The organism is Sagittula sp. (assembly GCF_052825245.1).
Window position 1 is genome coordinate 59690 of record NZ_JBRBWD010000066.1, and the last position, 22897, is coordinate 82586.

A 22897-nucleotide genomic window follows, 5' to 3' on the forward strand; every position below is an offset into this window, starting at 1 on the left:
GACGCGGCGCGCCCCGGAGGGACGCGCCGGATCCGTTCAGCCGCAGGTGGCCTCGAACGCCGCCTGGCCCTGACCGATGCCCGTCACTGTGACGGTGCAGTTCTGGTCGCCGGAGGTTACATCGACACTGTCGCCCACGGCCACGCTCTGGGTGCTGACGCCGTTGACAGCGATCCGCGCCATGCCGTTCTCATCGTCCACGGACGACAGGAAGACACGTACCGCCCCATCGGCAAGGCTGACGACGTTGCCGGGTTTCATGCCATTCTCGGGCGCCTCGCTTGCCGCCGCCTGCTGCTCCGCCTCTTCCTGCGCCGCGCCCTTGCAGTCCGAGCCCAGCGTCACGCCCTCATCCGTCAGCGCCATGACCGAAACTGCGCAGGTCTGCTCTCCGACGCTGGCCTCTGTCGTACCGCCGGCACCCAGCATCGATGGCTCCCCGTTGATCGACAGCCGGGCCGACCCGCTCTGCGCATCCAGCCTGGAAACGAACACCCGCAGCGCGCCGTCCGCGAAAATCGCGGTCTGGCCCACGCCCATGGCCTCGCTCAGTTCCGCGGTCTCGCTGGCGCTCATCGCCTCGGAGGAGGCATCCTCGCCCGATCCCGAACCGCCACCGCCGCCTGCGGAGGCGACCGCAGAGGCCGCGATGCGCGCGCTTTCCTCGATCCCGCTCGAGATGTCGGCCAGCGCGGTCTTCATCGCCTCCGTCTGGCTTTTCGCCGTGTCAGAGATCTTCGTGCTCAGCGCCGTCTGCATCTCGTCCAGCTTCGCCGACATGCCCTCGGTCGAGGCGCGCACGCCCTCTGTCAGCGCGTCGGGGTCGACCTTGCTGTCGTTCACCGCCTGCTCCAGCGTGCCAAGCCGTTCCTCCAGCCGTGCCAGGGCTTCCTGGGTGCTGGTGGCCGCCTCGGCGGAGGCTTCCTGTGCCGGGGTCAGCGACTGACCGATCGCCTCTGCCATCCTGCTTTCGCTCACCGCCCCGCCCACGGCGACGCCTGCCAGAAGACCGATGATGACGCCACCTGCGCCAAAGACCACGTGTTTGTTAGACATGCTGAAATTCCTCCCATGAATGTCGCGTGCCCCGGTTTGATTCCCCGGGTGTCCCTTTTCAGTTTAGGGCGATCCTGCCGCGCGTCTCCAATCCTTTCGGCTATGCCCCTCGCCCAAATATCCGGCACCTCGCCTTGCCTTCCCCGTGATGCGGCACCTATGTCTTGCTCAAATGGCAAACAGAGGTACCCCTATGCGCATGACCGCCCCCCGTCCCGTCTTCGATGCCAATGCCAGTGCAGGCGGCAAGGACCTGGGCCCGCTGCCAGAGTGGGACCTGACCGATCTCTACCCCGCCCCCGACGCGCCGGAATTGAAACGCGATCTCGACTGGCTGGAGGACGCCTGCCGCAGCTTCGCCACCGACTACGAGGGCAAGCTGGCCTCGCTGGACGCGAAGGGGTTCCTCGACGCGATCCACCGGCACGAAAGGATCGAGGCCATCGCCGGGCGGATCATGTCCTTCGCCGGCCTGCGTTACTACCAGATGACCGTCGACCCGGAGCGCGCCAAGTTCCTGTCCGACATGCAGGAAAAGATCACCGTCTACACGACGCCGCTGGTGTTCTTCACGCTGGAACTGAACCGGCTGGAAGATGACTTCTTCGACAGCCGCTACGCCGAAAACGCGGACCTCGCGCGCTACAAGCCCGCCATCCGCCGCATCCGCGCGATGAAGCCCTACCAGCTGTCGGACGAGATGGAGAAATTCCTGCACGACATGGGTGTGGTCGGCGACGCATGGGAACGTCTGTTCAACGAGACCATCGCCGGGCTCACCTTCACCATCGACGGTGAAGAGCAGAATATCGAGGCGACCCTGAACCACCTGACCGATCAGGACCGCTCCAAGCGCGAGGCCGCGGCCCGCGAACTGGCCCGCGTCTTCGGCGCCAACATCAGGACCTTCGCCCGTGTCCACAACACGCAGACCAAGGAGAAGGAGGTCATGGACCGCTGGCGCGGGATGCCCACCGCCCAGACCGGCCGTCACCTGTCCAACGATGTCGAGCCGGAGGTTGTCGAGGCCCTGCGCAATGCTGTGGTCGCCGCCTACCCCCGCCTCAGCCACCGCTACTACGAACTGAAACGCAAGTGGCTGGGCCTGGACCGCATGGAGGTCTGGGACCGCAACGCGCCGCTGCCGATGGAAACCGACCGCATCGTCAAATGGCCCGAGGCGCGCAGCATGGTTATGGACGCCTACACCGCCTTCGACCCCCGCATGGGCGAGATCGCGACCCCCTTCTTCGAAAAGGGCTGGATCGACGCGGCGGTGAAACCCGGTAAGGCCCCCGGCGCCTTCGCCCACCCCACCGTGACGGACGCGCACCCCTACGTGCTGCTGAACTACCTCGGCAAGCCGCGCGACGTGATGACGCTAGCGCACGAACTGGGTCACGGTGTGCACCAGGTTCTGGCAGCTGACCAAGGCGAGATGCTGGCCTCCACCCCGCTGACGCTGGCCGAAACGGCGTCGGTGTTCGGCGAGATGCTGACCTTCCGCAAGATGCTGGAAAACGCCAAGGATCAGAAGGAACGCAAGGTCCTCTTGGCCGGCAAGGTCGAGGACATGATCAACACGGTCGTGCGCCAGATCGCCTTCTACGACTTCGAGTGCAAGCTGCACGAGGCCCGTCGCGGCGGCGAACTGACCCCGGACGACATCAACGCGCTCTGGATGTCGGTTCAGGCGGAATCGCTGGGCGAGGCCTTCGACTTCATGGAAGGCTACGAGACCTTCTGGGCCTATATCCCGCACTTCGTGCACTCGCCCTTCTACGTCTATGCCTATGCCTTCGGCGACGGCCTCGTGAACGCACTCTACGCCGCTTACGAGGAGCAGCCGGAAGGCTTCCAGGACAAGTACTTCGACATGCTGAAAGCCGGCGGATCGAAGCACCACAAGGAACTTCTGGCACCCTTCGGCCTCGACGCCACGGACCCGGCGTTCTGGGACAAGGGCCTGTCGATGATCGAAGGCTTCATCGACGAACTGGAAGCCATGGAAGAATGAGCGGCGAGGACGCGCCCGGGGGCGGTTACACACTCGGGCGCGTCCTCGACCACGTTGCGCTGCGGGTCGCGGACTATCCCGCCTCGCGGCGCTTCTACATGGCGCTCTTCGCGGCACTGGGGCTGTCGGCTCACGTCCACGAAGGTCCCGACGGCCTCGACATCGACGAACTCTACATCGGCCCTGCCCGTCAGGGTGGTCCGGTCAGAAGGGGCCTGCACCTGTGCCTGCAGGCCAAAAACCGTGCGGAGGTTCAGGCAGCGCACGCACAAGGGGTTTCCGCCGGTGGTCTCGACAACGGGGCGCCCGGTCTCCGGGACTATCACCCGGGCTACTACGCCGCCTTTCTGCTGGACCCCGACGGCAACAATATCGAGATAAAGGTGGACGAGCGGATCACATCCCGATCCGCACCGTTCATAGAGGTCGGGACCGGCTGAATGCCGTCACTTCAGCTGCGAATCCTTGGACCCGCGGCGATTGATGCCCGCGCGCTTGACGTCGCGCCCTTGGCGCTCCGCCGCACAGTCCACGCACAGCTTCACACCCGGAAGGGCCACGCGCCGCTTCTCGGGGATTTCCTCACCGCACTCCGCGCATTCCTTCAGGCTCTCGCCGACCGGGGCGCGCCGCAGTTTCATGCGCTCCAGCTCTTCCTGGATCGTCGCTTCCATCTGCTCGTTTTCCGCGCCATCGCGGCTCCATCCGCCCGCCATCGTGCACCTCCGTCCGGGTTTCGGCCCTGAGACGACAATTGCAGCACGTCTCGGCGATATAACGCAAGCGTCACGAAGCCGGTTGCCTTCTCACGCCCCGACGACACAGGGCGCTCACAGGAAAACTTGAAACCGGATCGGTCCGGCGCACGTATCTCTCACGAAACCGCACCTGCAGGAGCGCCCCGATGATCCGCACCGCCACCCTCCTCCTGAGCCTGCTGGCAACGCCGCTCGCGGCGGCCAGCTTCACCTTCAACAGCATCGACGGCGGGACGCTCGACCTCGACGACTGGAAGGGCCAGCCGGTCCTCGTCGTCAACACCGCCTCGCGCTGCGGCTTCACCCCGCAATACGAAGGCCTGCAGACCCTCTACGACCGGCACAAGGAAGACGGCCTTGTCGTCCTCGCCGTGCCCTCCGACGACTTCCGCCAGGAACTGGCAACCGCCGAAGCGGTGGCGGATTTCTGTGCCGTGAACTTCGGACTGACCCTGCCGATGACCGACATCACCCATGTGCGCGGCGCGGATGCACACCCGTTCTACCAGTGGGTCCGCCAGCAGAGCGGGTTCGAGCCGTCGTGGAACTTCAACAAGGTGCTCATCGGTCCCGATGGGGCAGTGGTTGCCACCTTCGGGTCGACGGCCAAGCCGCTGTCGAAACCGATCACCTCCGCGATCCAGCCCTACCTGAAATAACAAAGGGTGCCCCACCGGGGCACCCACTGCATGATTTTGGGCGTCTGAAGACAGATCAGTCCCGAAGGAGGGCGTAGATCTCGTCCTTCAGAATGGCCCGCTCCTTGCGGAGCTGGTCTTCGGCCAGTTGTTCCATCGGTTCCACGTTGGTGGCCGCGCGATGCACGCGGCGGTTCACGTCGTGGTACTGCTCTGCCAGACGGGCGAAATGCGCATCGCTGGACTTCAGTTCATGCAGCTTCTCGGCGAATTCCGGGAATTCTTCGGAAAGCTCGTGGGGCGTATGGGACATTTGCGTCTCCTATGTCTCTTGCGTCCGAACAGACACTAGAGCCGCCACGCCCCACCGACCTTGATGCGCATCAAGTCTGCATGTTTTTCGGGCTCAACGCATGGCGCGTCGCCACCCGGCCTTGCGCGCCTCGTCCTCAGAACAGAACCACCGCTCCCCGCGCGCCTCACTGATGACGGTCGCGTCATAGTCGCGCTGGCCGGGGACGTGATAGATCATCGTCCCGCCCGAACTGCTGATGTTGCCCTTGATCCGGCAGCCCTCCGGCACCTCCTGCCCCAAGGCCGCGGTCTTTGCACGGGCGTCGCGTTGCACCTCCCGGAAACGGGCCGGGCGCTCGAAGGCCATGCCATGCAAGCCGCGCCCCGCATCGCGCGCCGAGGATTCGTCGGGCAGGTAATCCTGCGAGTACTTGGCATAGGCCAGCGCCAGCCCCTCCGCCACGAGGTGCTGCCCGACATCTTCGCCACCGACGAAACACTTCGCCACGACGCGACCATAGCGGTCGATATCCACCTCGGCGCAGCGCGCGTCCGCGCCGTCGTAAACCGACCTGACCTTGTCGGACACCCAGGCCCCGCAGGGCCACGGGCTGACTCCCCGGGCGCCGCACATCTGCGTGCTTTCCGGTGTGTCGATTCCATGAAGCCGGACCCGCGTCTCGCCGATCGCAAAGGTGTCGCCGTCGATCACGCGCACCTTTCCGGTGACCTCCGCATGGGCAGGCATCGCAAGGCACAAGAGGACGGCGAGGAACGGTCTGAACATGCCTGCAAACATCGGAACGGCGCCGGCCAAGTCAATAACCTGTGTTAAAGAGTGATTAACGAAGGTCCTGATTTGTTGCCGAATCTGGCCTTCATGTCCGGTGTGGGCACCTCTGCCCGCGGCATCGGTACGGCCCCGCCAAAGGCGCGCAGTCCGACCCTCAGACGCACCGCCCGGTGGCTCGCATCGCGGTACTCCGCGGGCGCGTCCAGCGTCGCAAAGCCCAGACCGCTGCGCAGGATCGCCGCGCCGAGGTCATCTCGACCGTCGAGGCAAAACGCCGTGAATTCCGCCACGTCCTGCGCGAAATGCCCGAAACACGACAGCAAACGCCCATCATAGCGCGCTTTCAGTTCTCCCACGGCCCACCGCCCGCAGGCGAAACCCTCGCCGCAATAGAGATCCTCACCCACGCCCTCAAGGCCACGCAGGCGAACGACAGTATCGCCCACCATGATCCGCGCGCCATCCAGAACCCGCGCGGGCCCGCTCACCACCGTGTCTCCGGCAAGGACGGTCCCCGGCAAGGCAAGCGCCATTACGGGGACAATGATCTTCAGCATTCTTAACATTGCATTAACGTGCGACGCGGCGGCCGCCCGTTCAACGCGTTTCCGAAGTCTTCGTTAACGCTGCTGCGTCTGCCATTCGGGGTGAATCCACGGCGTCGCAGCCTCTGGCGGAAGCCGCCTGCCCAGCATGTGATCGGCGATCTTCTCGCCCGTCATGATCGACGGCGCATTGAGGTTGCCGTTGGTGATGCGCGGGAAGATCGAACTGTCCGCCACGCGCAGCCCCTCCACCCCGATCACCCTTCCTTCCGGATCGACCACGGCATCGCGGTCGTCGGCACGCCCCATCCTGCAGGTGCCGCAGGGGTGATACGCGCTCTCCACGTGGTCGCGGATTACATCGTCCAGCTCGTCGTCGGTCTGAGCGTCGGCGCCCGGCTGAAGCTCGACACCGCGGAAGGGCGCAAATGCCTCCTGCGCAAAAATCTCCCGGGTCAGCCGGATCGCGGTGCGGAAATCCTCCCAGTCCTCCGGGCAACTCATGTAGTTGAACAGGATCTTGGGCGCCTCGCCGGGATCGGCAGAGCGCAGTGTCACCGCCCCGCGCGACGGCGACCGCATCGGCCCGGTGTGGGCCTGGAACCCGTGACCCTCCGGCGCGACTGCGCCATCGTAACGCACGGCGATCGGCAGGAAATGGTACTGGATGTCGGGATATTGCACCCCGGCGCGCGAACGGATGAACCCCGCGCTTTCGAACTGGTTGGACGCGCCGGGCCCGCTCCGGTCGAACAGCCATTGCGCCCCGACCCAGGCCTTGCCCCAGAGGTTCCAGTACTTGGCCAGCGACACCGGCTGGGTGGAGGTCATCTGGACATAAAGCTCGAGGTGATCCTGAAGGTTGCGCCCGACGCCGGGCCGGTCGGCGCGCACCTCGATACCATGTTCGGACAGGTGCGCCGCGGGGCCGATGCCGGACAGCATCAGCAGCTTGGGCGAATTGATCGCACTCGCGGAAAGCACCACTTCGCGCCGTGCGCGGATCACCTCGGTCGCGCCGCCGCGCGAGATCTCGACACCCGTGGCGCGGCCGTCTTCGAAGACCACGCGTTGGGCCAGGCCGCGCACGATCTCGGCCCCCATCGCCTTGGCGGGCCGCAGGTAGGCCTTGGCCGCGGACCAGCGTTCTCCCTGCCACACGGTCATGTCGAAGGCGCCAAAGCCTTCCTGCTGTGCGCCGTTGTAGTCGCCGGTCACGGGATACCCCGCCTGCCGCCCGGCCTCGACAAAGGCCTGCACCAGCGGGTTGTCCCGCCGCCCGCGCGTGACATGCAGCGGTCCGCCGGAACCGCGCAGGGACGGATCGCCGCCATGGCCGCCGTGATGCCAGTCTTCCATGCGCCGGAAGTAGGGCAGCACGTCGGAATAACTCCAGCCGTCGGCCCCCTGCTCGGCCCAGTGTTCATAGTCCAGCGCGTGACCGCGCACGTAGATCATGCCGTTGATCGAGGACGATCCGCCCAGCACCTTGCCGCGCGGACAAGCCATCCGGCGCCCGCCGAGGTGCGGCTCCGGCTCGGTCCGGAAACCCCAGTCGTAGCGCTTCATGTTCATCGGGTAGCTCAGCGCGCCGGGCATGTTGATGAACGGCCCCCAGTCAGAGCCGCCATGCTCGATCACGATGACCGAATGCCCGGCTTCCACCAGCCGGTAGGTCAGCGCGCAGCCTGCCGACCCAGCACCCACCACGACATAATCCGCCAACATGTCCGTCTTCCTTCAAGGCTTGCAGGCTGTCGCCCGGCAAGGCCGGATACCTCCGGCGGGGATGTGTTCAGTCCAGAAAACTGGCGCCGCCGGACGAGGCCGCCGGTGCCGCGAGGTCGTACCGGAAACTCACCGGCGAATTGGTCTTGCGCCCGTCCGGATTGGGACCGGAACCGGCTCCGTCAGGAAACCGGACGAAAAGGACAGGTTACGGGTCATCAGCCGCGTCCTTCGGACGGTCCGTGCATCAGGGCGTGCGCCGCGCGGATCACCTCGTCCGCCGCGCCGCCGATGCCTCGACCGGACAACGCCGCGCGCAGGTAGACACCGTCGATCAGCGCGCCGATCTGCTCGGCCACCAGCTCCGGCTCCTTGCAGCGGCCGCGCAAGGCGTGCCGCAGGTTCGAACGGAGCCGCGCGTGATAGACCGACAGCAGGCGCCGCGCGCCCGGTTCGCTCTGCGCCATGCCGTAGAAGCTGAGCCACGCCGAAATCGTGGGCCGCTCGAAGCAGCTTTCGGCAAAGTTCGCCTCGATCAGCGCTTCGAGTCGCCTGCCCTTGCGCGCGGTGGCCAGGGCAGCGCGCACTTCGGCGCCGTATTCGGAAAGGATATGACGCATGGCGGCGAGGAAGATGTCCGTCTTGCCGCCGAAATAGTGGTGCGCCAGGGCGGTGGACATGCCGGCGCGTTTGGCGATCTGCCCGACCGTCACGTCGAGCGACCCCTTGGCCCCGATCTCAGCGACCGTGGCTGCCACCAGCGCCCTGCGCCGTATCGGTTCCTGTCCCAGCTTTGGCATGGGTCAGGGTTTGCCTTTTGTTGACTGATGAGTCAATCAAGAAGCGTTGTCTGGGACGCATGGCTAATAAACAAGCCAGGCCAATCTCCGCGTCCCGGGCATCATCAGCTAGGCCCATCCAAACCGCCAAGGCGGATCGCATGGGTCCATGTGTCCGGACTTCGGGGAACGGTGCGCCGCCACAGGCCCGCTGACCTGCTCAGCCCCGGTTCCGCCGGTCCCTGTCTCAGAGGGCAAGCGTTCCCAGCACGCGGTTCTGCGGCAGGCGCGACACCTCGACGCCGACATCCGTGCGGCGGAGGTTGTAGCCGTAGCCCTTCATCCGGAACCGCCACTCCGCATCGGACAGGGCCTTGCCCCGTTCGCGCAGCAGGAAGGCCTCGATCTCGGCCATGTTCTCGGTCAACTTGTTCTCTGCAAACATATCACTCTCTCCTGTAGCAAGCTTTCGCTACGTCAAGTGTTGCTCACGTATTGCGGCGCGAATGCGTCCACCGCGGGGATTTTTCGCGTTCTCGCAACAAAGGTCCGCTGACTACAGCTTCGTTTCCGAAACGACCGGTGTGATGCGGCGCTTCAGCACCGCCTCCCGCCAGGTGATGAAGATCACGGCCGCCATGATGACCGACCCGCCCGCGACCACCCACAGGTCGACCGGCTCCGCGAAGAACATCGCGCCGATCAGCACCGACCAGACAAGCTGGAGGAAGGTGACCGGCTGCGTCAACGTCACGGGGGCCGCCACGAAGGCCAAGGTCATGGCGTAGTGACCGCCAGTGGCGAAACAGGCCACGCCGAACAGCAGGGCCAGCTCGGTCCAGGTGGGCCAGACCCAGACGGAGAGCGCCATGGGCGCCAGCCCGACCGTCACCGTCAGCGACATCATGATGACCACGACCGAGGGGCGCACCTCGCTCGACAGGATCTTGGCCAGCAGGTAGGAGCCGCCGAACACCAGCGCCGTGACCAGCATGGCGTAGTGCCCGGGATCGAGTTCGCGGAACCCGGGCCGCAGGATCAGCATGGCCCCCACGAGGGCAGCGGCGATTGCGCCGACACGCCGGACCGCAAGCCGCTCGCCCAGGAAAAACACCGCCAGCACGGTCACGTAGACCGGGTTGAGGTAGTTCATCGCCGTGACCTCGGCGAGCGGGATGCGCGTCATGGCATAGAACCAGAGCGCCACGCCAACCGTGTGCATGCCGCCCCGAAGCAGGAACAGGCCCCACAGTTTGCGCGTGAATGTCGCCTGATGCAGATCCCGCCACATCGGCGCAAGAAAGACGAGGCCAAGCAGGAAACGCAGGAAGGCAGCCTCCACCGCCGGAATCCGGTCGCCCAGGGCCTTCACCAAAGCGGTCACACCAACGAAGCACAGCCCCGTGACAACCATCCAGAAGATGCCCACACCGGGCCGTGCCGCCTGTTCCATGCCGACAACATGTTTCTCGGGGAAGGGATTGTCCATGCCTGACGCAAGGGCTTTCCGACGGAGGCGGCGAGGCGTTGCAAAGGACCCTCGCCCTGGTCCTCAGCGCGCCAGCGCGAAGAAACGCCGCCGTGCCACGGCCCGCCTGTCCGCTCAGCCCATCAGCAACGACACCGCGATGATCAGCATGGTCGTGCCCACCACCAGGTCGAGGATCCGCCAGGCGGAGGGCCGGGCGAACCACGGCGCAAGGCTGCGCGCGCCGTAACCCAGTCCGAAGAAGAAGACGAAGCTGGCCACCATCGCCCCAGCCGCAAACGCCACCCGGTCCGCATATTGCGCCGAGACCGACCCCACCAGCACCACCGTGTCGAGGTAGACATGCGGGTTGAGCCAGGTGAAGGCGAGACAGGCCAGGACCGCGGCCTTCAGGCTCTGCGCCCCCTCGCCCGCCCGAAGCGCCGCACCGCCCCGCCATGCGGACAGCAAAGTCCGGATGCCGTACCATGTCAGGAAAATGGCCCCGAAGATCCGCATGCCCCATTCCAGCCCGGGCACGGCCCTTGCCAGCGCCCCGAACCCCAGCACACCCGCGGCGATCAGCACCGCGTCGGACAGCGCGCAGACCAGCACCACCGGCAGCACATGCGCCCCGCGCAGCCCCTGCCGCAGGACAAAGGCGTTCTGCGCGCCAATCGCGAGGATCAGGGAAAATCCAAGGGCAAAGCCCGCCAGTGCAGCGTCCATCCGGACCTCCTTCGGTTCGTCTCCGGACTAACGCGGGTTGCCGGTGAAGGCGAATTAATCCAGTTTCATCTGATGAAGCATTGCTAATCAGAGGCCCCATGTACGACCCGGCGCAACTCTCGGCCCTCGAAGCGGTCCTGCGGCTTGGCGCGTTCGAGGCCGCCGCTTCCGAACTCAACGTCACGCCATCGGCGATTTCCCAGCGTATCCGGGCGCTTGAGGATCGCGTCGGCGCGCCGCTCGTCCTGCGGCAATCCCCCGCCAGCGCGACAGAGACCGGCGCACGGCTGGCCCGTCACGCCCGCGAATGCGCCCTGCTGGATGCCGCGCTGGCCCGGGACCTCGGGCGCGCGGCGCAGGCGCGGCTGCGCATCGCTCTGAACGCCGACAGCCTCGACACTTGGGCTATTCCCGCGCTGGCGCGCACCGATTTCCTCTACGACATCGCCATCGAGGACGAATCCGTCTCCGACCGGCGCCTCAGGGACGGAGACGTGACCGCAGCCATCACCTCCCGCGCGCAGCCGGTGCAGGGCTGCGATGCGGTTCCGCTGGGTGTCATGCGCTACATCGCCACCTGCTCGCCCGCCTTCCGCGACCGGCATTTCGCCGATGGGCTGACAGAGGACGCACTGACCACGGCGCCGATGCTCGATTATTCCGGCAAGGACGTGCTGCAACGGCGCTGGCTTGCCGACCTCAACGGCCGCCCGCTGTCGCCGCCGACGCATCACCTGCCCTCCACCCACGGCTTCGTGGAGGCGGCGCGCTGCAGCCTTGGCTGGGGTCTCAACCCTCTGCCGCTGGTGGCGGCCCTGCTGGAGAGCGGCGACCTTGTCGCCATGGCGCCCGACCGTCCGCGCGACGTGCCGCTGTACTGGCAGGTGCGCAGCATCACCGCACCGGCGATCCGCCCCCTGACACGGGCGCTGCGCCGTGCGGCACGCGAGGCGCTGCTATCCATGCCCTGAAACGACAGGCGCGCGCAGGATGACCTGCGCGCGCGGTAGTCATTGCACGAGCCCCGAAGGAAGGAATCAGGCGTCGAGCTGTTCCATGACCTCGTCGGAGGCCTCGAAGTTGGTGGTGACGCGCTGGACGTCGTCGTCCTCTTCCAGCGCATCGACCAGCTTCATCAGAGAGTTCATGCCGTCGAGGTCGAGCTCGGTGGTGGTCGTCGGCTTCCACACCAGCTTCGTCGACTCGGATTCGCCAAGGGCGGTTTCCAGTGCGCTGGCCACGTCGTTCAGGTCGGTGTCGGCGCAGTAGATCACGTGCCCGTCCTCGGACGATTCCACGTCTTCCGCCCCGGCCTCGATCGCCGCCATCATGACGTCGTCCGCATCGCCGGCAGAGGCCGGGTAGACGATCTCGCCCTTGCGCTCGAACATGAACCCGACAGAGCCCGTCTCGCCCAGGTTGCCGCCGTTCTTCGAGAACAGCGACCGCACGTTCGACGCGGTGCGGTTACGGTTGTCGGTCATCGTCTCGACGATTACCGCCACGCCGTTCGGGCCGTAGCCCTCGTAGCGGATTTCCTCGTAATCCTCGGCATCGCCGCCCACGGCCTTCTTGATCGCGCGCTCGATGTTGTCCTTGGGCATGGACTGCCCGCGGGCTTCCTTCACCGCCAGACGCAGGCGCGGGTTCTTGTCCGGGTCCGGATCACCCATCTTCGCGGCGATGGTGATCTCCTTGGAGAGCTTGGAAAAGACCTTGGCCCGCAGCTTGTCCTGACGGCCCTTGCGGTGCTGGATGTTTGCCCATTTGGAATGGCCGGCCATGATTGTGCCTCTCGTTCCCGACTGTTCGAAATTCGCGCCTCTATAAGCCATGCCCGGCGCCTTGCCAAGGACGGCCATTGCGCCCGGTGACGCCCGCGCTTAAGCCCGATGGCATGGCCCGATTCCTCCTTCTCCAGCTGCGCCCGGAAACCGAAGCCAGCGACGACGAATACCACGCCTTCCTAGACAAGGGCGGCCTTGAGGAGGGCCGGGTGCACCGCATCCGCCTCGACCGCGAGGACCTGCCCCATGACCTCGACCCGGCGGATTATGCCGGCGTGATCGTCGGCGGCGGGCCGGGCTGCGTGTCCGACGCGCCCGAGGACAAGGACCCGGTGGAGGCGCGCATCGAAGCCGCCTGCCTCGCGCTCATGCCGAAGATCACCGGCGCCGACATTCCCTTCATGGGCTGCTGCTACGGGATCGGCATCCTCGCCCATCACCTGGGCGCCGAAGTCTCCAAGGCCCGGTTCGGAGAGGCGGTTGGCGCTGTGACCTGCCACCTGACCGACGACGGCCGCCGCGATCCGCTGACCGGCGCCCTTCCCGCGCAGTTCGATGCCTTCGTCGGCCACAAGGAGGCGGTGCAGCACCTGCCGAAGGGCGCCGTGCACCTCCTGTCCTCCGGCCCCTGCCCCTACCAGATGATCCGCTTCGGGCAGAACGTCTATGCCACCCAGTTCCACCCGGAGGCGGACGCCGAAGGGTTCGAGACGCGCATCCGCATCTACCGGCACAAGGGCTATTTCGCCCCGGAACAGGCGGACGACCTGATCGCCATGTGCCGCGAGGCGGACGTGACCCAGCCGGAACGCCTGCTGCAGGCCTTCGTCAGCCGCTACGCCTGACGCGCCTCAGAGCGTCCAGAACATCGGAATGAACAGCGCCGCCAGCGCCCCGAGCCCGAGGTTCAGCGGCAGGCCCACGCGGATGAAGTCGGTGAACTTGTAGCCGCCCGGACCGTAGACCAGCGTGTTGGTCTGGTAGCCGATGGGCGTCGCGAAGCTGAGGCTGGCCGCGATCATCACCGCCACCACCAGCGGGCGCTGATCAACCCCGATGGCGGTGCCCAGCGTCACGGCGATGGGCGTCATCACCACCGCCACGGCGTTGTTGGACACGCTTTCCGTCAGCAGGCTGGTCATCAGGTAGACCGCCCAGACCACGGCCCACGCCGGAAGCTGCTCGACGTAGGGCGCGACGGCTCCGACGATCATCCGGACGGCGCCGGAATGCTCCAGCGCCGCGCCGACCGCCAGCATGGCAAAGATCAGCGCCAGAAGCTGGCCTTCCACGTAGGAAAACGCCTCGTCCGCGTCGATGCAGCGGCTCAGCAGGACCAGCGCCACCGCCAGCACTGCCAGCGCAAGGATCGGCGCAAGGCCGAAGGCCGCCAGCACCACGATGCCCGTCAGGGCCACCAGCGCGATGGGGGCGTGGCCGCGCCGGAACGCGCGCGCCGACGGATGCGCCACGTCAACGAGCCCCATCTCGTCCGCCAGCCGCTTGATGTCTTCCGCGCTACCTTCCAGTAGCAGCGTGTCGCCGACGCGCACCACCAGTTCGTCGAGCTGCCGCCCGATGTTCTGGTTCCGCCGGTGCACCGCCAACGGGTAGACCCCGAACCGGCGGCGCAGGCGCAGACCGCCCAGCGAACGCCCGACCATCTTGCACCCGGGCGAAATCAGGACCTCGACCGTGGTCGTCTCCTTGGCAGAGACCTGGTCCAGCCGCTTCAGCGACTTGTTGCTCTGAAGCGACAGAAGCTCGGCCATTGGGGTGCGCAGGACGACCCGGTCGCCGACCTCCAGCAACACGCCGTCGAGGTTGCGGCGCAGCGATTCGTCGCCGCGGATCACGTCGACAAGCCGGACGCCTTCGCGCTTGAACAGCTGCACACCCAGCACTTCGCGGCCGATGAGGTTACTGTCGGGCGGAATGACCGCCTCGGTGAAGAACTTCATGCGCGAGCGGTCCGACAGCATCCCCGCCATGCTCATCCGGTCGGGCAGCAGCAACGGCGCGACGAAGAACAGGTAGAGCATGCCCGCCGCGACAAGGATCAGCGCCAGCGGGGTGACCTCGAAGATGGTGAAGGGCTCCAGCCCCTGCGACCGCGCCACACCGTCCACCAGAAGGTTGGTCGAGGTCCCGATCAGCGTCAGCGTGCCGCCCATCATGGCGGCATAACTCAGCGGGATCAGCAGCTTGGAGGGGGCGATGTCCATGACCTTGGCGATCTGGACGAAGACCGGCAGCATGACCACCACCACCGGCGTGTTGTTCATCACCGCCGAGGCCAGCACCACCACCCCGAGGATGGCCGCCATCGCCTGTTTCGGCCGCTTGGCCACCTGCGCCTGCGCATAACCCGTGAAGGCATCGAGTGCCCCGGTGCGCACCAGCGCCCCCATGACGACGAACATCGCGGCGATGGTCCAGGGCGCGGGGTTCGACAGGACGCTCAGCGCCGCGTCATAGGGCAGCGCACCCAGCAACAGCAGCGCCGCGACGCCGCCGATGGCCGTAACCTCGGTCGGGTACGTCTCGCGCACGAAGAGCACGAACATCGCCACGACGACCGCGAGGGTCGCCCAGGCCTGCGCCTCCTGACTCAACTCGATCCACTGCATCGCCGGCCCCTTGCTCTTGTGTCAGCCGATCCTCAACCCGTCGCATTTTGACGGAGCGTCACGTCGGGTACAAGCGTCTTGGGGCGTGGCTGCACAAGAGCCATGCCCAGAAGCATCACCGCAAGTGCGGCCCAGAACCAGCCGGAATAGCCCTCTCCGAGGAAGAGCATGGCCCAGGTCACCCCGAAGAGCGTGACAAGATAACTCACCTGCGCGGCAAAGACACTGCCTGCCAAACCGACAAGTGCCACGTAACCGGTGTAGGCGCCCGCGTGCAGGAGCGTGCTGGCCAGCAGCGCGCGGTCCGGCGCCCCCAGCGGCCAGGGCGGCGAAATGAACTGGCCGGTCCACAGCGCCAGCGGCAGGGAGATCGCCGCGCCGATCAGCGACGCGCCCGCCAGAACCTGCACCGGGTCCAGCCCCGCCGTGCCCCAGCGCGCCACGAGGTTCGCCTCGAAGGCGTAGCAGACCGACGACACCAGAGCGACCGCCACCCAGAACACCGATACGTCGCCCCTCAGCCCGCCCTCCGGCAGGACGAGGAGCGCCACCCCGGTCAGTCCCAGCACGAGCCCCAAAAGCCGGACCGGGCGAAAGCTGTCCTGCCCCAGCGCCAGCGCGATCGGCAGGGAGATCATCGGCACCGAACTCAGGAGCATGGAAACCACGCCCGACGGCAGATGCGCGATGGCCTGATAGCTGGCGATGCCCGGCACGACAGAGCCCACCACCGCGATGACCGCGCAGGTCAGCCACTGGCGCCGCGTCAGCCACAGGCGCCGCCCCCGCAAAAGCGTGATGACCGCCAGCAACAGCCCGGTCAGCAAGGTCTGCCAGAAGATCAGGCCGAAATGGCGATAGCCCTCGGAGACGGCGATCTTGGACAGCGGTTGTGTCCCGCCCCACGCCGCGCCGATGGCCACAAGCGCGAGAAACGGCCCGAGGCGCGCCAGAACCGGAAGAGGCAAGGAGCGCGCCGTCACCAGCCTACGGGCCCGACTGCGCCAGCCGCCCGCCCTGCCGCACCATGGTGACGGAGACGGCCTTGCCGGTGCGGTCGTCGGTCTCCACGAAGAGGCCGGACAGCGTGGCCTCGCCGCTCGCGGGCTCGAACCGGCCCTTGGCCATGCCGTTGACGAAGCGGCGAAGCGGCTCTGCCGGCTCCATCCCGATGACGGAGTTGTAGTCGCCGCACATCCCCGCATCCGCCATGAAGGCCGTGCCCCCCGGCAGGATCTGGGCGTCGCCAGTGGGTACGTGGGTGTGCGTGCCGACGACGATGCTGGCGCGGCCGTCGCAGAAATGGCCCATGCCCATCTTCTCGGAGGTGGCCTCGCAATGCATGTCGACGAGGATCGCCTGCGCCTGCCCGCCAAGCGGATGGCGCTTCAGCACATCGTCCACCGCCCCGAAGGGCGAATCGTAGCTGCGAGACATGAAGACCTGTCCGAGCGCCTGCACCACCAGGATCTTGCGCCCGCGCGCATCCTTGTAGAGCGCGGCCCCCCGCCCCGGGGCCACCCGGGCAAAGTTCAGCGGCCGCACGATGCGCGTCTCGCCTTCGATATGGGTCAGCATTTCCTTCTGGTCAAAGGCATGATCCCCCAGCGTGATGACATCCGCACCCGCCTCGAAGATCGCGTTGGCATGGGCGGCGTTCAGCCCCGCCCCGTTGGTCGCGTTCTCGGCGTTGACCACGACGAAGTCGATCCGCCAGTCCTTTCGCAGGCCCGGAAGCCGGTCCACGATCCCCTGCCGCCCGGCGCGGCCCATCACATCGCCCAAAAAGAGTATTCGCATAGGCAAAAGCCGTAAGACGCCGTGCCCGGAAAGTTAAGCCCCGAAATGCGCAAAGGCAGGCGGCGCAAAGCCCCGCCCTGCATCGGTCGCAGATTTCGGGCAGGTGAGGCGCATGATCGGCGCGCGGGCGCGTCAGGCGGCGAGAGCGGTGCTCCACAAGGTACGGCGCGACGGACGCTATGCCAGGGCGCTTGCACACGGCAGGCCCGCGTCACCGGAAAGCAGACCCTGTAACATCCCGCCGCAGGACCAACCGCCCCTGCCACCCCGTCCTGCCCGCTCAGCGGCAGGCCAGCGCGGCCTCCAGCGCCGCCGCATCGTAACGCCCGACCTCCCGCGCCGACAGGCTACCGCCATCGAGGCGCACCGCCATCAGCCGCGACCAGTCGCCGGAGGCCAGCACCATCTCCGGCCCTGCGCCGCAATCCCGCACACCGCCAGCGATATGGTCCCAGCCGATGCGGTGGTTGGTCAGGTTCTCGAGCGCGGCGACCTCCGTCAGCGAGTCGCCCTCCAGCCGCCAGACCCGCAGGACCTTCGCCAGGTGCGGGCGGTCGACATAGGCCACCTCCAGCGCGCCGTCGCCGTCCAGATCCGCCGCCCCGACCGGCGCAAGCCAGCGGTGCGTCTGTCCGATGAACGGCGTTGCGGCCAGAAGTCCCGCGCCGGTGTAAAGCGACAGACGGGCGCCGCGCGCCAGATCGCTCTCGACGACCATGACCGCAGTGGGCGCCTTCGGATCGAGACCGATGAGCCGCGCCTCCACGTCCTCGAAGACGCGGGTCCCGGGCAGGCGGATCACCGTCTCCTGCACGTCCATGCGCGCACAGGCCGGGCAGCGATCCACCCACAGCCGCAGCGTGCCCCACTCCACCGCATCTCCCAGGACGCCGTGGTCGTAGCGCGTGACCGGCTGTTCAAGCCGCGCGTCCAGAATGGTCCCGAGCGCATCCGACGCCACGGGCGACGCCGCCACGAGCGCCAGCATCACCGCAGCGCCGCGGGCGGCCGCGAACCACACAGCACGACGCGGACGCGGCGCCCCCGTCCGCAGCGAGATCCCCCGAGGGGTCTCCCTGCCGGACAGGCGCGCCCCTGTCATCAGATCTGCTTTTCGGGCATCTGCACCACCAGCCCGTCGAGCGCATCGCTCACCTTCAGCTGGCAGGTCAGGCGAGAACGGGCCGGATCGGGCTCGAAGGCGAAATCCAGCATGTCCTCTTCCATGTCCTCGCGCGGTGGCAGCTTGTCGAACCAGTCCGGGTGCACGTAGACGTGGCAGGTCGAGCACGCGCAGGCCCCGCCGCAGTCGGCCTCGATGCCGGGGATGTTGTTGTCCCGTGCGCCTTCCATCACGGTCAGACCGTTCGGCACGTCGACCACGTGCTCTGTCCCGTTGTGCTCGATGTAGGTGATCTTCGCCATTTCACCGCTCCGTTTGTCATCCATCGCAGCATACCTAGACATCCACGCGGCGCGCCGCCAGACCCGTTTTGCGCCCCGGCGCGCCCGGTCAGCCCATCGTGAAGCCCCGCGGCGTCCTGCGCCGCAGCGGCAGTCTTGGCGCCGCGCTGCGTATGTTCTACATATGTTCTCATGACCTGGCCCCGCCCCCCTTCCGCGACCCCGGCCCGCCTTCTGCGGGACGTGCCCAACGGCGCGCGGGCGACCGTGGCCGGGCTGGTGATCCTCCGCCAGCGCCCGGGCACCGCGAAGGGGGTGATCTTCGTCACCCTCGAGGACGAGACCGGCGTCGTCAACGTCATCGTCTGGCGCGCCCTCTATGAACGTTTCCGCCGCGCGGTGATCGCCGGGCGGATGCTGCGCGTCACCGGCAAGGTCCAGCGCGAGAACGGCGTGACCCATGTCATCTCCGAGCATATCGAGGACATCTCTCCCCTGCTCGACCGCCTGCTGGATCCTGACCTCCCGCCCCTCTCCGGCGCAGCCCCCCAGGGCTCCTGAGGCCCGCGCGCCGGCGCAACCCGCGTCCCATCGGCCACAGACCGCGCGCCACGGCTGCCGGGCGCTTTGATTTCGGGCGCGCCTGACCTATAAACAGTCCACGACAACGACCCCGTTCAAGAGGGCCCGAGCAGTCATGACCCGTTTCACCGTCGCCCTGGGCCTGATGGTCCTCGCCGCGGCCTGCACGACGAGCGTGTCCGAGAATGCCTCTCGCGACGCGCTGGAAGACGTGCAGCCCGTGGCCCTGTCGCCGGTGTCCCTGCCCGCCCCCGTGATCGCGCTTTCGGACGGCCGCTGCCAGGCACGCGAGACGCTGCCCGCCGTCTACGAACAGGTCATGGGCGAAGTGCAGGTCGTGCAGGCCGAGATCGCGCCGGACGGCACCGTGCTGCGCCCGCCCGTCTACCGCCGCGCCCCGGTGCCCAAGGTCGTCCGCCCGCGCAGCGACGTGATCTTCGACGCGGTCTGCGGCCACCAGATGACCCCGGACTTCATCGCCTCGCTGCAGCGGGCGCTGGCGGCGCGCGGCTATTTCGCGGGCAACGTCACAAGCTGGATCGACGCACCGACCTCCGCCGCGATCCGCAAGTACCAGGCGGAACGGGGCCTCGAAAGCGCGCAGCTCTCGCTGGAAACTGCCCGCAGCCTCGGGCTGATCACCGTCGACGCGGCCTCCGGACCCGACGACATCTGAACCTCCGTTGCGCAGCAGCCCCTTGGCAACGGCCCCCGTCCCGCGCAGTCTGAAGGCGACTGGATGCCGGAGGCCACGATGCAGGGCACAATCGGACTGATCGGAACCGGCATGCTGGGACAGGCCATCGCGCAGGGCTGGCTCGACGCCGGGCTGGCGCCCGACAAGCTCCTCCTCGCCAACAGCAGCGGGCGCTCGCCCCTGCCCGGGATCGAGGTGACCGACCCCGGCGACCTTGCCGGGCGCTGCGAAACCATCCTGCTCTGCATTCCCCCCGCCGCCCTGTCCGGCCTCGACCTCCATGCGCCGGACGCGCTGATCCTGTCGGTGATCGCGGGCGCCACCCGCGCGCGGCTCGAGGCGATCACCCGCAGCCCCCGTATCGTCCGGGCGATGTCCAGTCCCGCCGCCGCCCGGCGCCTTGCCTACACGCCGTGGATCGGCAGCGCCGCGATCACCGAGGCTGACCGTACGCAGGCAAACGCCGTCTTCTCCGCCATAGGCGTTACGGATGAGATCGCGGACGAGGCGCACATCGACCTCTTCACCGCGATGACCGGCCCCGTACCCGGTTTCGTGGCGCTCTTCGCCAGCGCCATGGCCCGTCACGCGGAAAGCGAAGGGGTGCCCCCGGACGTCGCGGACCGCGCGGTGCGGCAGCTCTTCCTGTCGGCGGGCGAGATGCTGGCCCATGACGCGCCCACGGCAAAGGCCCATGTCGACGGGATGATCGCCTACGCGGGCACCACCGCCGCGGGGCTTCGGGCGATGCAGGACGCGGGGATCGCGGAGATCATCGCAGAGGGCCTGCGCGCCGCCACGGCCCGGGCGCGAACGATCGGCTGACCGGCCACGTCCCGGCCCGGGCACACAACGAAAAAGGGCGCCCCGCGGGGCGCCCTTTCCTCTACCCGGATGGGTGAAGGGATTACTCTTCTTCCAGACCCAGCGCGACAAAGCGCGGGTCGCCGGCGCGGCGCACGAGCAGCAGGATCGACTTGCGGCCCTCGTCGCGGGCTTCGGTGATCCGGTCCTCGAGGTCGGTGACGGTGACCACGGCGCTCTGGCCGGCTTCGGTGATGACGTCACCGGCGCGCAGGCCCTTCTCGAACGCCTGGCTGGCCTCGTCCACTTCCATGACCGCCAGACCGTCGGTGCCGTCCGGCACACCAAGCTCGGCGCGCAGCTCCTCGGTAAGCGGCGACAGCGTCAGCCCCAGCGTCTCCAGCTCCTGCGGATCGGCAGCATCCGGACCGGCAGCAGCGGCCGGAATGGCGCTTTCGGCTTCCTCGCGGCGGGCCAGCGTGACCTTCAGCGTCTTGGTCTCGCCGTCGCGGTTGACGACCACGCGGACCGTCTTGCCGACCGGGGTGTTGGCCACGATGCGGACAAGCTGACGGGTGTCCTCGACCTCGGTGCCGTCGAAGGTGACGATCACGTCGCCTGCCTCCATCCCGGCTTCCATCGCGGGACCTTCCGGAACGTCGCTGACCAGCGCGCCCTTGGCCTGCTCCAGGCCCAGGCCCTCGGCCAGGTCCTCGGTCACGTCCTGGATGCGGACGCCCAGCCAGCCGCGGCGGGTCTCGCCGAATTCCTTCAGCTGGTCGACCACGCGGGTCACGACGTTCGACGCCATGGAGAAGCCGATGCCGATGGAACCGCCGTTGGGCGACAGGATCGCGGTGTTCACGCCGATCACCTCACCGTCCATGTTGAACAGCGGACCGCCGGAGTTGCCGCGGTTGATGGCGGCGTCGGTCTGGATGTAGTCGTCGTAGGTGCCCGACAGCGCCCGGTTGCGCGCAGAGACGATCCCGGCCGAGACCGAGAAGCCCTGACCGAGCGGGTTGCCCATGGCCATGACCCAGTCGCCGACGCGGGCGTTGTTGCTGTCACCGAAGTTGACGTACTTCAGCGGCGACTCCGCCTCGACCTTCAGCACCGCGATGTCGGTGTTGGGGTCGGTGCCCACGAGCGTCGCGGGCAGTTCGAAGCCCTCGAAGAACTCGATCATGATCTCGTCGGCGCCTTCGATCACGTGGTTGTTCGTGACGATGTAGCCGTCTTCGGAAATCACGAAGCCGGAGCCCAGTGCCGACGAGCGACGCGGGCGGTTGCCCTCGCCGTTGCGGTCCTGAAACTCTCGGAAGAAGTCCTCGAAGGGCGAGCCCTCGGGAACGATACCCTGCGGGCCGGTGCGGCCGGCGACGGTGGTCGACGTGGTGATGTTGACGACGGACGGGCTGACGCTCTCCGCGAGTTCGGCAAAACTCTCCGGTGCGCCGCGGGCGTGTGCCATCAGGGATTGCGAAAGGATGAGGACCATCGAGAGCGCCGTCAGCCAGAACAGCCGAAGCGGCGTCGCGTCCTCCCGGGTCAACGCGTGCACTTGCGGTTTCAAAGAATTCTCCTTGTTTCTGGCAGGTCGGCCGCCTCCACCCTCAGGCCACGGCTGCCCTGCCTCTTCCTCACTGTGACAAACATAGGCTCAATGGCGCAACACCAAAGACGTGTATAGGCTGTCTCACGCCCAAGTGACACGCGGTGACGGATCGGGGAGCACCCCGGGCGGCGCAAAGCCCCGCCCTGCAGCATGCCCCGGCAGCGCCGCCGTTGCGCGATGTCCTGAGGACCGTGCTACCCCCGGGGCGCCGTTTGCCGTGACGGGCGCGCCAAGCTTTCCGGGGCAGACGGAACGCGGCCCCCACGACGGCCCCTCCAGGCACGTCCCTGCGAGGGACCGTCCGCCACCGCCGAGCCCCGTGCGCTTCGGGCATCTGTACCTGCCTCGCACCAAGGGACAGGAACAGCATGAGCGCAACTTGTCGGACCAGAAAGCGGCCTCACACCAAGCCAACACGCCGTGAGCGAGAGCAAGTGTCCCACCTTAGAGCACGCAGCCCTCCGAGGAACATGTCACGCCGCCTCAGTCACGCGACCTCCCGTAGGGTGGGGCTTCGCGCCACCCTTCCCCGACCAGCCACAGGGTGCCGGACACGGACAAAGCACACGGCCTCAGCCCTTCACCACCCACAGGATCGCCACGCCGGTGATCATCGTCAGCAGCCCCAGCGACCGGCGCGCTTCGGGCGGCATCTCCTTCAGCGCCTCCAGCAGACGCTCCACAAGCGAAGGGGCCAGTGCGTACACCAGCCCCTCGATGACGAGGACCATCGCGATCCCCGTCCAGATGTCGGTCAGGCCCATCCCGGC

At 67.3% G+C, this 22897-nt stretch carries 26 protein-coding genes; 8 read left to right on the forward strand and 18 right to left on the reverse strand.

Annotation, left to right across the window (positions count from 1 at the left end):
* Positions 1-36: 36 nt before the first annotated feature.
* A complete protein-coding gene (locus tag ACU0DV_RS26785; RefSeq protein ID WP_446240974.1) occupies positions 37-1056 on the reverse strand; it encodes a hypothetical protein in 1020 nt (339 codons plus the stop codon).
* Positions 1057-1249: 193 nt separating this feature from the next.
* Between ACU0DV_RS26785 and ACU0DV_RS26790 the strand changes: the two genes are divergently transcribed.
* Positions 1250-3073: a M3 family oligoendopeptidase gene (locus ACU0DV_RS26790; RefSeq protein WP_446240975.1), complete on the forward strand. Its 1824-nt coding sequence runs from the start codon at positions 1250-1252 to the stop codon at positions 3071-3073.
* On the forward strand, positions 3070-3513 hold the full coding sequence (locus tag ACU0DV_RS26795; RefSeq protein ID WP_446240976.1) for a VOC family protein: 444 nt from the start codon (positions 3070-3072) through the stop codon (positions 3511-3513). The genes ACU0DV_RS26790 and ACU0DV_RS26795 overlap by 4 nt, the downstream gene beginning before the upstream one ends.
* A gap of 6 nt (positions 3514-3519) precedes the next feature.
* Here ACU0DV_RS26795 and ACU0DV_RS26800 read toward each other — a convergent pair whose 3' ends face one another.
* A complete protein-coding gene (locus ACU0DV_RS26800; RefSeq protein WP_446240977.1) occupies positions 3520-3789 on the reverse strand; it encodes a DksA/TraR family C4-type zinc finger protein in 270 nt (89 codons plus the stop codon).
* 188 nt (positions 3790-3977) lie between these two features.
* Here ACU0DV_RS26800 and ACU0DV_RS26805 point away from each other — a divergent pair, with 188 nt between their 5' ends.
* A complete protein-coding gene (locus ACU0DV_RS26805; RefSeq protein ID WP_100929923.1) occupies positions 3978-4490 on the forward strand; it encodes a glutathione peroxidase in 513 nt (170 codons plus the stop codon).
* Positions 4491-4545: 55 nt separating this feature from the next.
* On the opposite strand, the gene ACU0DV_RS26810 is transcribed toward ACU0DV_RS26805, so the two are convergent.
* From ACU0DV_RS26810 to ACU0DV_RS26845, 8 genes are all read right to left on the reverse strand, one after another.
* Entirely contained in the window at positions 4546-4782 is a 237-nt protein-coding gene (locus tag ACU0DV_RS26810; RefSeq protein WP_100929922.1) for a YdcH family protein, read from the reverse strand.
* A gap of 93 nt (positions 4783-4875) precedes the next feature.
* Complete coding sequence (locus ACU0DV_RS26815; RefSeq protein WP_446240978.1) at positions 4876-5550, reverse strand: thermonuclease family protein; 675 nt, start codon at positions 5548-5550, stop codon at positions 4876-4878.
* A 44-nt stretch (positions 5551-5594) separates the two neighbouring features.
* A complete protein-coding gene (locus tag ACU0DV_RS26820) occupies positions 5595-6113 on the reverse strand; it encodes a thermonuclease family protein (RefSeq protein WP_446240979.1) in 519 nt (172 codons plus the stop codon).
* A 63-nt stretch (positions 6114-6176) separates the two neighbouring features.
* Positions 6177-7829, reverse strand: a complete 1653-nt coding sequence (gene betA, locus ACU0DV_RS26825) for a choline dehydrogenase (RefSeq protein WP_446240980.1) — start codon at positions 7827-7829, stop codon at positions 6177-6179.
* A gap of 218 nt (positions 7830-8047) precedes the next feature.
* The gene (gene betI / locus ACU0DV_RS26830) at positions 8048-8629 is read right to left on the reverse strand and encodes a choline-binding transcriptional repressor BetI (protein WP_100929919.1); all 582 of its coding nucleotides are present in this window, start codon (positions 8627-8629) and stop codon (positions 8048-8050) included.
* Between the two features lie 226 nt (positions 8630-8855).
* On the reverse strand, positions 8856-9053 hold the full coding sequence (locus ACU0DV_RS26835; RefSeq protein ID WP_100929918.1) for a hypothetical protein: 198 nt from the start codon (positions 9051-9053) through the stop codon (positions 8856-8858).
* A 111-nt stretch (positions 9054-9164) separates the two neighbouring features.
* Entirely contained in the window at positions 9165-10097 is a 933-nt protein-coding gene (locus tag ACU0DV_RS26840; protein ID WP_446240981.1) for a DMT family transporter, read from the reverse strand.
* Positions 10098-10211: 114 nt separating this feature from the next.
* On the reverse strand, positions 10212-10805 hold the full coding sequence (locus ACU0DV_RS26845; protein WP_446240982.1) for a LysE/ArgO family amino acid transporter: 594 nt from the start codon (positions 10803-10805) through the stop codon (positions 10212-10214).
* Between the two features lie 98 nt (positions 10806-10903).
* Between ACU0DV_RS26845 and ACU0DV_RS26850 the strand changes: the two genes are divergently transcribed.
* The gene (locus tag ACU0DV_RS26850) at positions 10904-11776 is read left to right on the forward strand and encodes a LysR family transcriptional regulator ArgP (RefSeq protein WP_446240983.1); all 873 of its coding nucleotides are present in this window, start codon (positions 10904-10906) and stop codon (positions 11774-11776) included.
* 66 nt (positions 11777-11842) lie between these two features.
* On the opposite strand, the gene ACU0DV_RS26855 is transcribed toward ACU0DV_RS26850, so the two are convergent.
* Positions 11843-12589, reverse strand: coding sequence for a YebC/PmpR family DNA-binding transcriptional regulator (locus ACU0DV_RS26855; protein WP_100929915.1), 747 nt, complete (start codon positions 12587-12589; stop codon positions 11843-11845).
* Between the two features lie 113 nt (positions 12590-12702).
* Here ACU0DV_RS26855 and ACU0DV_RS26860 point away from each other — a divergent pair, with 113 nt between their 5' ends.
* Positions 12703-13437 (forward strand): glutamine amidotransferase, encoded by a 735-nt coding sequence (locus ACU0DV_RS26860; protein WP_446240984.1) that lies wholly within the window; start codon positions 12703-12705, stop codon positions 13435-13437.
* A gap of 6 nt (positions 13438-13443) precedes the next feature.
* Here the strand turns inward: ACU0DV_RS26860 and ACU0DV_RS26865 are convergent, their stop codons facing one another.
* The 5 genes from ACU0DV_RS26865 to ACU0DV_RS26885 all read right to left on the reverse strand — a co-directional run bounded on the left by ACU0DV_RS26865 (position 13444) and on the right by ACU0DV_RS26885 (position 18447).
* Complete coding sequence (locus ACU0DV_RS26865; protein WP_446240985.1) at positions 13444-15222, reverse strand: SLC13 family permease; 1779 nt, start codon at positions 15220-15222, stop codon at positions 13444-13446.
* 32 nt (positions 15223-15254) lie between these two features.
* Positions 15255-16190: a DMT family transporter gene (locus tag ACU0DV_RS26870; protein WP_446240986.1), complete on the reverse strand. Its 936-nt coding sequence runs from the start codon at positions 16188-16190 to the stop codon at positions 15255-15257.
* A gap of 19 nt (positions 16191-16209) precedes the next feature.
* Entirely contained in the window at positions 16210-17022 is an 813-nt protein-coding gene (locus tag ACU0DV_RS26875; RefSeq protein WP_100929913.1) for a TIGR00282 family metallophosphoesterase, read from the reverse strand.
* A gap of 280 nt (positions 17023-17302) precedes the next feature.
* Positions 17303-18010, reverse strand: a complete 708-nt coding sequence (locus ACU0DV_RS26880) for a VCBS repeat-containing protein (RefSeq protein WP_446240987.1) — start codon at positions 18008-18010, stop codon at positions 17303-17305.
* A 113-nt stretch (positions 18011-18123) separates the two neighbouring features.
* Entirely contained in the window at positions 18124-18447 is a 324-nt protein-coding gene (locus ACU0DV_RS26885; RefSeq protein WP_100929912.1) for a 2Fe-2S iron-sulfur cluster-binding protein, read from the reverse strand.
* Between the two features lie 171 nt (positions 18448-18618).
* On the opposite strand from ACU0DV_RS26885, the gene ACU0DV_RS26890 reads away from it, so the two are divergent.
* From ACU0DV_RS26890 to ACU0DV_RS26900, 3 genes are all read left to right on the forward strand, one after another.
* Complete coding sequence (locus ACU0DV_RS26890) at positions 18619-18987, forward strand: OB-fold nucleic acid binding domain-containing protein (RefSeq protein ID WP_446240988.1); 369 nt, start codon at positions 18619-18621, stop codon at positions 18985-18987.
* A gap of 136 nt (positions 18988-19123) precedes the next feature.
* Positions 19124-19684 carry a peptidoglycan-binding domain-containing protein gene (locus tag ACU0DV_RS26895; protein ID WP_254698185.1) on the forward strand — a complete coding sequence of 187 codons (561 nt, stop codon included), beginning with the start codon at positions 19124-19126 and terminating at the stop codon, positions 19682-19684.
* A gap of 78 nt (positions 19685-19762) precedes the next feature.
* On the forward strand, positions 19763-20530 hold the full coding sequence (locus ACU0DV_RS26900) for a pyrroline-5-carboxylate reductase family protein (protein ID WP_446240989.1): 768 nt from the start codon (positions 19763-19765) through the stop codon (positions 20528-20530).
* A gap of 82 nt (positions 20531-20612) precedes the next feature.
* On the opposite strand, the gene ACU0DV_RS26905 is transcribed toward ACU0DV_RS26900, so the two are convergent.
* A complete protein-coding gene (locus tag ACU0DV_RS26905; protein WP_100929910.1) occupies positions 20613-22085 on the reverse strand; it encodes a Do family serine endopeptidase in 1473 nt (490 codons plus the stop codon).
* A 614-nt stretch (positions 22086-22699) separates the two neighbouring features.
* Positions 22700-22891, reverse strand: a complete 192-nt coding sequence (locus tag ACU0DV_RS26910; protein ID WP_446240990.1) for a DUF2065 domain-containing protein — start codon at positions 22889-22891, stop codon at positions 22700-22702.
* Positions 22892-22897: the final 6 nt, after the last annotated feature.

What these genes read in the sequence shown, in the direction of transcription:
- ACU0DV_RS26785 (WP_446240974.1), bottom strand. Translation starts at nt 1,056, where the DNA reads ATGTCTAACAAACACGTGGTCTTTGGCGCAGGTGGCGTCATCATCGGT.
- ACU0DV_RS26795 (WP_446240976.1), top strand. Translation starts at nt 3,070, where the DNA reads ATGAGCGGCGAGGACGCGCCCGGGGGCGGTTACACACTCGGGCGCGTC.
- ACU0DV_RS26855 (WP_100929915.1), bottom strand. Translation starts at nt 12,589, where the DNA reads ATGGCCGGCCATTCCAAATGGGCAAACATCCAGCACCGCAAGGGCCGT.
- ACU0DV_RS26875 (WP_100929913.1), bottom strand. Translation starts at nt 17,022, where the DNA reads ATGCGAATACTCTTTTTGGGCGATGTGATGGGCCGCGCCGGGCGGCAG.
- ACU0DV_RS26815 (WP_446240978.1), bottom strand. Translation starts at nt 5,550, where the DNA reads ATGTTCAGACCGTTCCTCGCCGTCCTCTTGTGCCTTGCGATGCCTGCC.
- ACU0DV_RS26790 (WP_446240975.1), top strand. Translation starts at nt 1,250, where the DNA reads ATGCGCATGACCGCCCCCCGTCCCGTCTTCGATGCCAATGCCAGTGCA.
- ACU0DV_RS26910 (WP_446240990.1), bottom strand. Translation starts at nt 22,891, where the DNA reads ATGGGCCTGACCGACATCTGGACGGGGATCGCGATGGTCCTCGTCATC.
- betA (WP_446240980.1), bottom strand. Translation starts at nt 7,829, where the DNA reads ATGTTGGCGGATTATGTCGTGGTGGGTGCTGGGTCGGCAGGCTGCGCG.
- ACU0DV_RS26880 (WP_446240987.1), bottom strand. Translation starts at nt 18,010, where the DNA reads ATGCTGGCGCTCGTGGCGGCGTCGCCCGTGGCGTCGGATGCGCTCGGG.
- ACU0DV_RS26885 (WP_100929912.1), bottom strand. Translation starts at nt 18,447, where the DNA reads ATGGCGAAGATCACCTACATCGAGCACAACGGGACAGAGCACGTGGTC.
- ACU0DV_RS26805 (WP_100929923.1), top strand. Translation starts at nt 3,978, where the DNA reads ATGATCCGCACCGCCACCCTCCTCCTGAGCCTGCTGGCAACGCCGCTC.
- ACU0DV_RS26800 (WP_446240977.1), bottom strand. Translation starts at nt 3,789, where the DNA reads ATGGCGGGCGGATGGAGCCGCGATGGCGCGGAAAACGAGCAGATGGAA.
- ACU0DV_RS26860 (WP_446240984.1), top strand. Translation starts at nt 12,703, where the DNA reads ATGGCCCGATTCCTCCTTCTCCAGCTGCGCCCGGAAACCGAAGCCAGC.
- ACU0DV_RS26890 (WP_446240988.1), top strand. Translation starts at nt 18,619, where the DNA reads ATGACCTGGCCCCGCCCCCCTTCCGCGACCCCGGCCCGCCTTCTGCGG.
- ACU0DV_RS26900 (WP_446240989.1), top strand. Translation starts at nt 19,763, where the DNA reads ATGCAGGGCACAATCGGACTGATCGGAACCGGCATGCTGGGACAGGCC.
- ACU0DV_RS26850 (WP_446240983.1), top strand. Translation starts at nt 10,904, where the DNA reads ATGTACGACCCGGCGCAACTCTCGGCCCTCGAAGCGGTCCTGCGGCTT.
- ACU0DV_RS26820 (WP_446240979.1), bottom strand. Translation starts at nt 6,113, where the DNA reads ATGCTGAAGATCATTGTCCCCGTAATGGCGCTTGCCTTGCCGGGGACC.
- ACU0DV_RS26810 (WP_100929922.1), bottom strand. Translation starts at nt 4,782, where the DNA reads ATGTCCCATACGCCCCACGAGCTTTCCGAAGAATTCCCGGAATTCGCC.
- betI (WP_100929919.1), bottom strand. Translation starts at nt 8,629, where the DNA reads ATGCCAAAGCTGGGACAGGAACCGATACGGCGCAGGGCGCTGGTGGCA.
- ACU0DV_RS26895 (WP_254698185.1), top strand. Translation starts at nt 19,124, where the DNA reads ATGACCCGTTTCACCGTCGCCCTGGGCCTGATGGTCCTCGCCGCGGCC.
- ACU0DV_RS26835 (WP_100929918.1), bottom strand. Translation starts at nt 9,053, where the DNA reads ATGTTTGCAGAGAACAAGTTGACCGAGAACATGGCCGAGATCGAGGCC.
- ACU0DV_RS26845 (WP_446240982.1), bottom strand. Translation starts at nt 10,805, where the DNA reads ATGGACGCTGCACTGGCGGGCTTTGCCCTTGGATTTTCCCTGATCCTC.
- ACU0DV_RS26840 (WP_446240981.1), bottom strand. Translation starts at nt 10,097, where the DNA reads ATGGACAATCCCTTCCCCGAGAAACATGTTGTCGGCATGGAACAGGCG.
- ACU0DV_RS26865 (WP_446240985.1), bottom strand. Translation starts at nt 15,222, where the DNA reads ATGCAGTGGATCGAGTTGAGTCAGGAGGCGCAGGCCTGGGCGACCCTC.